Source organism: Metasolibacillus sp. (assembly GCF_025291715.1).
Classification (GTDB): Bacteria; Bacillota; Bacilli; order Bacillales_A; family Planococcaceae; genus Metasolibacillus; species Metasolibacillus louembei.
The window spans coordinates 30161-42409 of record NZ_JAMBIZ010000002.1; the positions used below are offsets into that span (position 1 = coordinate 30161).

The 12249-nt window shown below is 42.5% G+C and carries 10 protein-coding genes; 1 reads left to right on the forward strand and 9 read right to left on the reverse strand.

What is annotated here, in order from left to right:
- Complete coding sequence (locus M3Z76_RS01820) at positions 1-966, forward strand: C39 family peptidase (protein WP_293920412.1); 966 nt, start codon at positions 1-3, stop codon at positions 964-966.
- Between the two features lie 47 nt (positions 967-1013).
- On the opposite strand, the gene M3Z76_RS01825 is transcribed toward M3Z76_RS01820, so the two are convergent.
- From M3Z76_RS01825 to ilvD, 9 genes are all read right to left on the reverse strand, one after another.
- Positions 1014-1646, reverse strand: coding sequence for a GNAT family N-acetyltransferase (locus M3Z76_RS01825; RefSeq protein ID WP_293920415.1), 633 nt, complete (start codon positions 1644-1646; stop codon positions 1014-1016).
- 247 nt (positions 1647-1893) lie between these two features.
- Positions 1894-2484 carry a 3-isopropylmalate dehydratase small subunit gene (gene leuD, locus M3Z76_RS01830; RefSeq protein WP_293920417.1) on the reverse strand — a complete coding sequence of 197 codons (591 nt, stop codon included), beginning with the start codon at positions 2482-2484 and terminating at the stop codon, positions 1894-1896.
- A gap of 13 nt (positions 2485-2497) precedes the next feature.
- Complete coding sequence (leuC, locus tag M3Z76_RS01835; protein WP_293920419.1) at positions 2498-3904, reverse strand: 3-isopropylmalate dehydratase large subunit; 1407 nt, start codon at positions 3902-3904, stop codon at positions 2498-2500.
- A gap of 15 nt (positions 3905-3919) precedes the next feature.
- Entirely contained in the window at positions 3920-5020 is a 1101-nt protein-coding gene (gene leuB, locus M3Z76_RS01840) for a 3-isopropylmalate dehydrogenase (protein WP_293920420.1), read from the reverse strand.
- Positions 5021-5158: 138 nt separating this feature from the next.
- Positions 5159-6700 (reverse strand): 2-isopropylmalate synthase, encoded by a 1542-nt coding sequence (locus tag M3Z76_RS01845; RefSeq protein ID WP_293920421.1) that lies wholly within the window; start codon positions 6698-6700, stop codon positions 5159-5161.
- A gap of 2 nt (positions 6701-6702) precedes the next feature.
- Positions 6703-7716 carry a ketol-acid reductoisomerase gene (gene ilvC, locus M3Z76_RS01850; protein WP_293920422.1) on the reverse strand — a complete coding sequence of 338 codons (1014 nt, stop codon included), beginning with the start codon at positions 7714-7716 and terminating at the stop codon, positions 6703-6705.
- A gap of 50 nt (positions 7717-7766) precedes the next feature.
- The gene (gene ilvN / locus M3Z76_RS01855) at positions 7767-8282 is read right to left on the reverse strand and encodes an acetolactate synthase small subunit (RefSeq protein ID WP_293920424.1); all 516 of its coding nucleotides are present in this window, start codon (positions 8280-8282) and stop codon (positions 7767-7769) included.
- Positions 8279-10033 carry a biosynthetic-type acetolactate synthase large subunit gene (gene ilvB / locus M3Z76_RS01860; protein ID WP_293920425.1) on the reverse strand — a complete coding sequence of 585 codons (1755 nt, stop codon included), beginning with the start codon at positions 10031-10033 and terminating at the stop codon, positions 8279-8281. Before ilvB ends, ilvN begins: the two co-directional genes overlap by 4 nt.
- A 391-nt stretch (positions 10034-10424) precedes the next feature.
- Positions 10425-12095, reverse strand: coding sequence for a dihydroxy-acid dehydratase (gene ilvD, locus M3Z76_RS01865; protein ID WP_293920426.1), 1671 nt, complete (start codon positions 12093-12095; stop codon positions 10425-10427).
- Positions 12096-12249: the final 154 nt, after the last annotated feature.

Genomic DNA, 12249 nt, shown 5'->3' on the forward strand with positions numbered 1-12249 from the left:
TTGAGACGACTATTTTTGATGACGTTACTTTTCGCAATAGTCATCCTTTCGAGCTGTCAAAGTTCAAAGCTTTTGCCAGTAAATCATGAGGCTGCTAATTTTTCTGATGAGCTAACGATTTATACAGTAGAATTTTATAGTCGTGTTGCTGTACCACATGTGGAGGTTGCAATTGAGCAGCAAGGCACAGAGGTCGCACGTGCCACATCGTCAGTGGATGGCATTGCTAAATTTGCACAGCTGCTAGAAAAGGAGCAGTATGAGGCAGTTATATACCATGCGAATGGGCAGGAGCAATCACGCACTCCCTTTACCTTTGATAAAAGCAAACCAAACTTGTTTATTGAAACCATCTACCCTAACGCGCAAGCTGGATTAGCTGTGCCTATTGTGTTGCAAAATCCAGAGCTACCAAATGGCTGTGAAATTACATCACTCACTGCGATGCTCAACTATTTTAGTATCGACACAGATAAAATGACGATGAAGCGCAACTATTTGCCGAGACAAGCAACAGAAATTCGTGGCGGGATACGCTACGGTCCTGATCCAGAGCTTGCCTATGCTGGCAATCCTGCAAGTGCAACAGATGGCTTCTATGTCTTTGCGAACCCTATTGCGCAGGCGGCAAATACCATTTTAGAGGAACAAGCCTCTCCATTGCGTGCCTCAAATATTACAGGTGCTTCACAGCAGGAAATTCTTGCATATGTTGAGCAAGGCTACCCTGTTTTAACATGGGTCACAATTGATTGGCAAGCACCGCGAACGAATCGCTTTTGGATTGTTGGGGAAACAGGTGAAAAGCATCCTATTTATAGCAATTTGCATGCGGTTGTGCTGACAGGGGCAAGCAAAAATAGCGTCACAATTATGAATCCATTGCATGGCGATGAAATCGTCGATATCAATACATTTTTCTCAAGCTATCAAGCACTTGGTTCACATGCGGTTGTCATACAGTAAAAAGCGCCCTTTTATAAGGACGCTTTTTATTTATTAGCTATCAGCAACTATTTTATTCGCTTAAAATAGCCATATGACACATGGTAGCGCTCGTAGTCAATTTCCTCTAATGCTGCTTTGTCAAATACCTCATAGTAAATGGCGCCACCAATTAAATAGTGGCACGGCTTACTATTAGCATCTTTCACTTTAAACTTTTTGTTTTCAATGCCTTCAACGGTAATTTCCTTCATCAGCTTCTTTTCCGTGCCATAGACATCATATGTTTCAAGCCCAATTTCAAAGCCGAGCTTTTGATAGAAGTTATTCGCTTGCACATCATCCCTTGTATAAAGCTCAATAAATTCAATCGCTGTCTTTTCAAGCTCCTGTAACGCTGCCTTATACATCTTCATGCCGATGCCTCTTGATTGATGGTCAGGATGCACCGCAATTACTGGTAAAAATGCACCTAAGCCTTCTGATAAAATGGTTGTTTTTTGTTCCTCCGTATCAAGAACTAAATCAATTAATCCTATGACTGCGTCATCTTCCACTGCAATCAATTCAATCGCTGGGCGTCCATCGAATGTTGGCTTTTTTGTCACAACATCCTCATACATCGCTGTATGTAAATAGGCTAAAACTCTGCAGCGTAGCCAGCTTTCCTCGTATTGTGGTGCATATGGTATAATTTTCATCCGTGTACTCCTCTTTCATGAAAAATATGCTACTGCTATTTTTCTTCATTATAGCAATTATTTCCTTATGGTGGCATAATAACACTGATGATATCAGCGGGTTTTAATGATATATCAGCGCTTTTCCGATTATATCAGCGACTTTCTACAATATATCGGCGATTTCTGCAATATATCAGCGACTTTGCCTATTTTATAAAAAAGATGAGCCTAGTGTATCACTAAGCTCATCTTTTTCCTCATTATTCTATTCAAAAACAACTCGTTTTGCCTCATAGGCAGCAATTTCGTCCTCATATTTGAATGTCAAAGCGATTTCGTCCCAGCCGTTTAATAGCATTTCTTTATAGTATGGGTCGATGTTGAAGCTGTACACTTTTGATGCTGCTGTAACTGTTTGTGCCTCCAAGTTGACTTCGATTTCTTGTGCCTGCTGTAAGCCTTGTGCTAATAGCTCGTCACATTCTGCTTCTGTTAGCTTGATTGGCAAAATGCCATTTTTGAAGCAGTTGTTATGGAAAATGTCGGCGAAGCTTGGCGCGATGACGACGTGGAAGCCGTAATCTAAAATTGCCCATGGTGCATGCTCACGTGAGGAGCCACAGCCGAAATTGTCTTGTGCGACTAAAATTTCTGCTTCCTTGTATTCAGGCTTGTTTAGCACGAAGCCTTCGATTTCATTGCCCTCTTTATCAAAACGCCAGTGGTAAAATAAAAATTCACCAAAGCCTGTGCGTTCAATGCGCTTTAAAAATTCCTTTGAAATGATTTGGTCTGTATCTACGTTTTTTCGATCAAGCGGTGCATATACGCTTTTCACAATATTAATTGGTTCCATCGTCTTCTCTCCCCTACGCTTCTTGCTTCTCTAGTTGTCGCACATCTACGAAATGGCCATAGATGCCTGCCGCTGCTGCCATTGCAGGGCTGACTAAATGCGTGCGTGCACCAGCGCCTTGACGCCCTTCAAAGTTACGATTTGATGTAGATGCACAGCGCTCACCAAATGGAATGACATCCTCGTTCATTCCTAGACACGCTGAGCAGCCTGATTCGCGCCATTCAAAGCCTGCTTCGATAAAGACTTTGTCTAAGCCTTCTGCCTCTGCAGCGATTTTCGTTGAGTGAGATCCTGGCACTACAATACCTGTTACATTTGGATGTAGCTTATTGCCTTTAACAACACTTGCAGCCGCACGTAAATCGGATAGACGTGAGTTTGTACAAGAGCCGATAAAGACATGCTGAATTTCGATTGATGTAATCGGCTGTCCTTCCTCTAGACCCATGTAAGCAAGCGCTTTTTGTAGCGCTTGTTTATCTGATTCGTTGTCATAATCGGTTGCTGTTGGTACAGTTTTCGATACACCTGTACCCATCGCTGGGTTTGTTCCCCATGTTACGACAGGCTCGATTTCATTTGCATCAATTTCTAAGACAACATCATAGCTAGCACCTTCATCTGATGCAAGGCTTAGCCAGTAGGCTGCTGCCTCATCAAATTGCTTTTGTGGTGCAAAGCGGCGACCGCGTAAAAATTCAACTGTCGTTTCGTCAGGGGAAATTAAGCCTGCTTTCGCTCCTGCTTCAATGGACATATTACAAATCGTCATGCGCTCTTCCATCGTTAAATTGCGAATCACCTCACCTGTATATTCCACGATATGTCCTGTGCCGACACCGATGCCCCATTTCGCGATAATCGCCAAAATGATATCCTTTGCTGTTACGCCAGCGCCAAGCTTACCGTTTACGCGAATTTCCATTGTTGGTGGCTTCGTTTGCCATAGTGTTTGCGTCGAAAGTACATGCTCTACTTCCGATGTACCAATACCGAATGCGATTGCGCCAAATGCACCGTGTGTTGATGTGTGCGAGTCACCGCAAACGATTGTTTTCCCTGGCTGTGTTAAGCCAAGCTCTGGACCGATAACGTGGACAATTCCTTGATCTGGATGCCCCATATCTGCAAGCTGTACGCCAAATTCCTTGGCGTTGTCTGCTAATGTCGTAATTTGCTTTTTCGCGATGGGGTCATTGATTGTCGGTAAATTTTTCGTTGGTACGTTATGATCCATTGTCGCAAAGCATAGGTCTGTGCGGCGCACTTTGCGGTTATTTAAGCGCAAGCCTTCAAATGCTTGCGGGCTTGTTACCTCATGAATTAAATGCAGGTCGATATATAGTAGGTCGGGCTTGCCTGCTTCTTGATGTACGATATGTGATGCCCAAATTTTTTCAATAATATTTTTTGCCATTGTACTCACCAATCCTTAAATGTATGAAATCATAATACTGTCTGAAACAAAGCTCGTATCAATTTCATTAATTACTTTATCTGTCCATTCATCTGTAGATAAAACGCGCGTTCCATCCTGTGCTAAGTCTGCTGTGAAGTAACCATCATCGAATACAGCACTCACCGCACGCTCAATTTCTGCCGCCTCTTCTTTTAAGCCGAATGAATATTGCAGCATCATCGCCACCGATAAAATCGTTGCGGCTGGATTTGCAATGCCTTGACCTGCAATTTCTGGTGCTGAACCATGCACTGGCTCATATAAGCCGAAGTTATCACCGCGAATTGAAGCGGATGGTAATACACCTAAAGAGCCTGTAATAACAGAGGCTTCATCGCTTAAAATATCACCAAACATGTTTTCCGTTACTACGACATCATAATGACCTGGGTTTGTAATCAGCTTCATGGCAACAGAATCGACTAAATTATGCTCCACTTGCACATCAGGATAGCTTTTCTTCTTTTCTTCTACCACTTCACGCCATAAACGTGATGTATCTAACACATTCGCTTTATCTACAGAGCAAAGCTTACCTCGGCGTAATCTCGCTAGTTCAAAGGCATTGTCTACAATGCGCTCAATTTCCTCACGTGAATATACGCATGTATCAACAGCTGCTTGTGCTGTTTTTTTACGTGGTTCACCGAAATAAATGCCGCCTGTTAATTCACGTACAATCATTAAATCAACGTTTTCTGCCACCTCGCGCTTTAATGGAGAAGAAGCAAGTAAACTTGGGAATGCCTTCACTGGACGGAGGTTCGCAAATAAATCAAAGTGCTTACGAATTTGTAGCAAGCCTTTTTCTGGGCGTAAATGCGTTGGGTTGTTATCCCACTTCGGTCCACCTACAGCACCTAATAAAATTGCGTCACTTTGCTCACACATTTGAATCGTTTCATTTGGCAGTGGGTTATTGAATTGGTCGATTGCTGCACCACCAATCGCAGCGTAGCCTAAATGAAATGTATGATTGAAACGTTTGCCAATCACTTGTAATACTCGAACTGCTGAAGCAATTACTTCAGGTCCAATGCCATCTCCAGGTAATACTGTAATTTTCTTTTCCATAAAAAACACCTATCCTTCTTCGCGTTATTCTTTGAAGTAATGCGAGGCATTTACATAGCCCCGCATTCATTTCTATCCCGTATTCACGGGCAGTAATTGCTTTGCTATTGATCACAACTGCCCGCAAAAGTTTTCGCTTTATACGGTTGGTTGTTGTGCGCGAATGCTTGCTTGAATTAGTTGGCGATTAATTGCATTTAAATATGCTTTGGCAGATGCTTCTAACACATCCTGCGCTGCATCACGGCCTGTTGTTGTATAGCCGTTGTAGCGTAAATTAATAACTGCTTCCCCTAAAGCATCGCGCCCTTTGCCAACAGATGTGACACGATAATCTAAAATATTGACTGTCCCACCGACTAATTGCTCCAATGTATTGAAAATTGCCTCCACTGAACCTGCTCCTGTTGAAGCAGCTGTTGCAATATCACCAGCTGGTGTAGCGACAACAGCAGTGGCTGTTGGTATATTTTCCGTGCCATATTGCACTTGTACACTTTTTAGCTCATATAGCGGTACATCTTCAATCAACACTTGTTGCTCTGTTAATAACGTCACTAAATCGTCTTCTGTAATTTCTTTTTTACGATCAGCTAATTTTTTGAACTCAGCGAATGCCTTGTTTAGCTTTTCATCTGATAAATCATAGCCCATTTTCACTGCACGGTCGCGGAATGCTGCGCGCCCTGAGTGCTTGCCTAATACTAACGGCACTTCATCCTCACCGATTAATGCTGGTGAAATGATTTCGTATGTTTCAGGGTTTTTCAGTACACCGTCTTGGTGAATGCCTGATTCATGTGCAAAGGCATTGCGACCTACAATAGCTTTATTTGGCTGAATGACAACGCCTGTTAAACGGCTTACGAGCTGTGAGGTACGTTTAATTTCTTTTAAATTCAAGCCTGTTTCGAATGGATAAATATCTTTGCGAATATGTAGCGCTACGCCGATTTCCTCTAATGAAGCGTTACCTGCACGCTCCCCGATACCATTAATCGTACATTCCACTTGATCTGCACCGTTTTCTACCGCCGCAATCGAATTGGCTGTTGCCATTCCTAAATCATCATGGCAATGTGCAGAGAATTTGACTTGATCTGCGCCGCGCACATTTTCGCGTAAATATTTGAATAATGCTCCATACTCTTGTGGCGATGCATAGCCAACCGTATCAGGCACGTTGATTGTAGTTGCACCTGCTGCGATGACTTCACCGATAATTTTCACAAGGAAATCTCGATCGGAGCGGAAGCCATCCTCTGCTGACCATTGCACAAGCGGGAAAAGCTTCTTAGCATATTTCACTGCTTCCACCGCTTGTTCTACTACTTGCTCAGGAGATTTTTTTAACTTGTATTCCATATGAATTGGCGATGTTGCTAAAAACACATGGATATGTGGTTGCTCTGCTACTTTGATTGCTTCCCATGTCGCGTCAATATCTTTTTGCACACAGCGCGCCAAACCTGTTACAATCGAATTTTTTACCGTTTTAGCAATGCGGTTGACCGCATCAAAGTCACCGGGAGAAGAAGCAGGAAAGCCTGCTTCTATAATTGTGACCCCTAAACGCTCTAATTGTTTCGCAATTTCAATTTTTTCCGCTGTGTTTAAGTTAATTCCTGCTGACTGCTCTCCATCTCGCAGCGTCGTATCAAAAATATCAATTTTGCGCACGATTATTTCACCACTACCTTCTCTTTACCTGCTTGAATGAATGGCATCATCGCACGCAGCTTGCGACCTACTTCTTCGATTTGGTGGTTGGCACCAGCTTCTTTATATTTTGTATAGCGTGGACGACCTGTTTCGTTTTCTTTAATCCAGTCTTTTGCGAATGTGCCATCTTGAATATCTGTTAATACAGCTTTCATGTTGGCTTTTACATCATCAGTAATTATGCGTGGACCTGTTACATAGTCACCCCACTCCGCTGTATCAGATACTGAATAGCGCATTGTTTCCATACCGCCTTCAAACATTAGATCAACGATTAGCTTTAATTCGTGCAATGTTTCGAAGTAAGCTAATTCCGGTTGGTAGCCCGCTTCCACTAATGTTTCAAAGCCTGCTTGCACTAACGCTGTTGCGCCACCGCAAAGAACTGCTTGCTCACCGAATAAGTCTGTTACTGTTTCTTCAGCAAATGTTGTTTCTAGTAAACCGCCACGCGCAGAGCCGATCCCTTTACCGTATGCAAGTGCTAAATCTTTCGCTTGACCTGTTGCATCTTGGTGAATAGCGAATAAGCCTGGTACACCAGCACCTTCTGTATATTGACGACGCACTAAGTGACCTGGGCCCTTTGGTGCTACTAAGAATACGTCTACATCAGCAGGCGGTGTAATTTGACCGAAGTGGATGTTGAAGCCATGTGCGAACATTAGCGCCTTACCAGCTGTTAAATGTGGTGCGATTTCTGCTTCATATACCGCTTTTTGACGCTCATCTGGTAATAAAATTTGGATGATATCAGCTGCTTCTGCTGCTTCTGCAACTGACATTACTGCTATGCCATCTTCCTTTGCTTGGTCGAATGATTTACCTGGACGAACGCCTACAACTACATCGAAACCAGATTCCTTTAAGTTTAACGCGTGTGCATGACCTTGTGAGCCATAGCCGATAATTGCGATTTTTTTACCTTTTAATACTGAATCATTGATATCTTGCTCATAATACATTTTTGACATGGGAAATTCCTCCTGAAAGTTGAATGTTTTTTATATGCTAAACTATTTTGTTATTTCAAAATAGAGAGCTGCGGTACTTCTGTTTTTTGAATTTCACGTACTGCGGCTGTTGCCCCTGTACGCGTTAGCTCTTTAATGCCATATGGGCGAATTAGCTCGATAAAGGCATCGATTTTTTCTGGATGGCCAATGACTTGATATGTCACAACATTTTTTGCTGTATCTACTACTTGCGGACGGAATGGCTCAACAATTGCATTTAATTCTGCCCGCAAATTGGCTGGTGAAATGACCTTTACTAATGCAAGCTCACGTACGATAATCGATTTATCTGTAATGTCATTTACTTTTAAAACATCGATTTGCTTTGATAGCTGCTTAATAAGCTGTTCGATTTTATTTTCGTCCTCTACATGTACAACAAATGTCATTTTCGAAAAGTTTGGCTGCTCTGTATGCCCTACTGTAATGGACTCAATATTGAATTGGCGCTTCATCAAAAGTCCTGTGATGCGATTTAACACGCCACTTTGGTTAATTACTGTTACCGTGATAACACGTCTCATGCCTTCTTCACTCCAATCATTTCATGCAGCCCTGTTCCTGGTGCTACCATCGGGTATACATTTTCAATTTGCTTGACGCGACAATCAATAAGTGCTGGCGCATCTGAGTTAATCGCCTCTGTGAAAATACGCTCAGCTTCCTCTAGCGTGTCAATGCGATAGCCTTGAATGCCATAAGCATCTGCTAGCTTAACGAAATCTGGCTGGATAGGCATTAATGAAGAAGAATAGCGCTCCTCATAAAATGTTTGCTGCCACTGACGCACCATGCCTAAGCAGCTATTATTTAAAATGACAATTTTTACAGGCAAATCGAATTCTTTTAATAGTGAAAGCTCCTGTGCTGTCATTTGGAAGCCTGCATCGCCACAAATAGCAATAACCTTTTTGTCAGGCTTCGCAAACTGTGCCCCAATTGCTGCCGGGAAGCCAAAGCCCATCGTTCCAAGTCCACCAGATGTAATCCAGCTATGCCCATTGTTTAAAGCATAATATTGTGCTGCCCACATTTGATGCTGTCCAACATCTGTTGTAACAATGGCATCGCCATCTGTAATGCGGTGAATCATTTCAATTGCTTGCTGTGGCAATACTTCCTCGCCAGCTTCCTCGTACCATAATGGATATTCTTTTCTATTGTTGTTTAAATACGCAATCCATTGTGCTGTGTCTGGTGCGTCAAAATCCTTTTTCAATAATGCCTTCAATGCTTCCTTTGCATCCGCTACAATCGGAATGTCTGTTGGTACATTTTTACCGATTTCAGCAGGGTCGATGTCAATATGGATAATCGTTGCATTCGGTGCAAATGTCGCTAAGTTTCCTGTTAGTCGATCATCGAAGCGAGCACCGATATTAATTAATAAATCGGCATTTGTAATCGCATCGTTCGCCGTAAATGTACCGTGCATCCCAGCCATTCCATAAAATAGCTCATGCTGACCGTGAATGCTGCCTAAGCCAAGCAATGTATTAATAATTGGCAAATTATACTTTTCTATAAATTCAGTTAATTGTTCGCGTGCATCTGCAAAAAGTACACCCGCCCCAGCTAATACGATGGGCTTTTTCGCCTGTGAAATTGCTTGAATAGCCTTTTGAATTTGTAAATAATTTGGCTGGTATGTCGGTTGATAACCTGGTAAATAAATTTCTTTTGGCGCTTCTGGCATATCACCCTCTGTAAAAATAGCCTGTGATACATTTTTCGGGAAGTCGATAACAACCGGCCCTTTGCGTCCTGTATTGGCGATATGGAACGCCTCTTTGACGATGCGCGGAATATCGCGAATATCCTGCACTTGGTAATTATGCTTGGTAATCGGTGTTGTAATGCCCATAATGTCCGCTTCTTGGAAGGCGTCTGTACCGATAACAGATGTCGCAACTTGCCCTGTGAAAATAACAAGGGGCAATGAATCAATCATTGCATCTGCAATGCCTGTCACTAAGTTTGTTGCGCCTGGTCCGCTCGTTGCGATAACAACGCCTGGTCGATTCGTGACACGTGCATAGCCTTCTGCTGCATGAATTGCACCTTGCTCATGTCGTGTTAAAATATGACGAATCGGGTTGCGATACATCGCATCATAAATTTGTAATACGGCACCACCTGGATAGCCAAAGACGATCTCAACGCCTTGGTCATGTAATGCTTGAATTAAGATGTCTGCACCATCTTTTGGTTTTTTGATTTGTTCAACTTGCGTTTCTTGCTGCCCCATGTCGCTTACCGAAACATTTGCTGTCATCCTCAACGCCTCCTAATTTTTGTCTCTTTACTTCAACATTCTTTTGAAATATAAAAAAGCCTTTTCCTCCGCACGCAAAAGAACACCTCTTGCGTAGGGATGAAAAAGACTTTCCATGGTACCACCCTTATTTATAGCATGCTGAAACATGCTACCTCAAGAATAGTGTAAATCCCTCGCATTCCACAAAAATTGTGTGCAACTAAATGCTAGGACACTATTCATTAATAACGAGCACTTTGACTATGCCCGGAGCTATCTAATGGCAATTTTCTGCGTTTAATAGCTCACTCCGAGGGGATGTCAGAATTAGTTGTATCGTCGGCTTCCAGCAATACCGACTCTCTGGTAGATACAAATCTCTAATTCCTTTAACCTCATCAACGATTTATCATATTTTCATAACGCCGCCTTGAGAAGCATTTGTTACTAATGCTGAATAACGTGCTAACCAGCCGCGCTTAATTTTTGGTTCAAATGGTTGTAATGTTTGTTGGCGCTCCGCTAACACTTCGTCCGACACTTGTAAATTAATTGTACGATTCGGTAAATCAATGACGATAATATCGCCATTTTCTACTAAAGCAATCGGTCCGCCTTCTGCAGCCTCTGGCGAAATATGTCCGATGGAAATACCGCGCGATGCACCTGAGAAACGCCCGTCTGTAATTAACGCGACTTTCGTTCCTAAGCCCCTACCTTGAATCGCAGAAGTTGGTGCAAGCATTTCTGGCATTCCTGGACCGCCTTTTGGTCCTTCATAGCGAATCACTACAACATGCCCTTCTCGGACTGTGCCGTTATCGATTGCGGCTTGTGCTTCTTCCTGTGAATTAAAGACGATTGCTTCACCAGTAAATTCTTTAATAGATGGGTCTACCGCACCTACTTTAATAACAGAGCCCTCTGGCGCAATATTGCCGAATAAGACAGATAGGCCTCCGACAGGTGAATATGGATTATCTTTTGTGCGAATGATTTGATCATTTGTGATATGGTCATTTTTCACAAGCTCACCCATTGTGACACCTGCAATTGTTGGACGATTTGGATGAATCGCACCTGGAATTTTCGTCAATTCATTAATAATTGCTTGTACTCCACCTGCACGATTTATATCATCCATTGAAAGGTCGCTTGCAGGCATAATTTTTGCTAAATACGGTACGCGCTCTGCGACTTTATTAATATCTTCAATGTTGTAGTCGATTTCTGCTTCATTTGCAATCGCTAATGTGTGTAATACTGTATTTGTTGAGCCACCCATTGCCATGTCGAGTGCAAATGCATCGTCAATCGCTTCTTTTGTAATGATATCGCGTGGCTTGATATCTTCTTTTATCATTCGCACTAAATGGTGCGCTGCTTCCTTAATTAAACGGTGACGCTCTTCGCTTGTTGCAACGATTGTTCCGTTCCCTGGTAATGCGACACCGAGCATTTCCATTAAACAGTTCATTGAGTTCGCTGTAAACATGCCTGAGCATGAGCCGCATGTTGGACATGCATTGTTTTCGATATCGAGCAACTCTTCCGCTGACATTTTGCCAGATTTATGTGCGCCAACTCCCTCGAAAACAGATGTTAAAGAAAGTTGTTTGCCGCTGGATGAAGTACCAGCCTCCATCGGTCCACCTGATACGAAAACAGATGGGACGTTTGTGCGAACAGCTGCCATTAACATGCCTGGTGTAATTTTATCACAGTTTGGAATGTAGAAAACTCCATCAAACCAATGGGCATTAATGACTGTTTCTGCAGCATCTGCAATAATTTCTCGGCTTGGCAGCGAATAACGCATACCGATATGTCCCATTGCAATGCCATCATCTACACCAATTGTATTAAATTCAAATGGAATGCCACCTGCTTCGATAATTGCTTCCTTGACGACATCTGCAAACTGTCGCAAATGCACATGTCCTGGAATAATATCAATATAGGAATTACAAACACCGATAAAAGGCTTATCTAAATCTTTCGCCTTCACTTTTCCCGTAGCATATAGCAAACTACGATGAGGAGCTCGGTCGACTCCTAGCTTAATCATATCACTTCTCATTTTTAAACGCCCCTCACGTTTTTCCATTTCAACTTGGTTATTTATTTGATTGTCGCTATCATAGTACGAAAAACAGGGCGCGTCAACAGTATTTCACTAATTTTTTAACAATTTAAAAAAATCAAATAATTAGAAAGCGTTTTCATTGCGGTAG

Coding starts and splice junctions, on each gene's coding strand:
- M3Z76_RS01825 (WP_293920415.1), bottom strand. CDS start 1,646: ATGAAAATTATACCATATGCACCACAATACGAGGAAAGCTGGCTACGC.
- leuD (WP_293920417.1), bottom strand. CDS start 2,484: ATGGAACCAATTAATATTGTGAAAAGCGTATATGCACCGCTTGATCGA.
- leuC (WP_293920419.1), bottom strand. CDS start 3,904: ATGGCAAAAAATATTATTGAAAAAATTTGGGCATCACATATCGTACAT.
- leuB (WP_293920420.1), bottom strand. CDS start 5,020: ATGGAAAAGAAAATTACAGTATTACCTGGAGATGGCATTGGACCTGAA.
- ilvC (WP_293920422.1), bottom strand. CDS start 7,716: ATGTCAAAAATGTATTATGAGCAAGATATCAATGATTCAGTATTAAAA.
- ilvN (WP_293920424.1), bottom strand. CDS start 8,282: ATGAGACGTGTTATCACGGTAACAGTAATTAACCAAAGTGGCGTGTTA.
- ilvB (WP_293920425.1), bottom strand. CDS start 10,033: ATGACAGCAAATGTTTCGGTAAGCGACATGGGGCAGCAAGAAACGCAA.
- ilvD (WP_293920426.1), bottom strand. CDS start 12,095: ATGAGAAGTGATATGATTAAGCTAGGAGTCGACCGAGCTCCTCATCGT.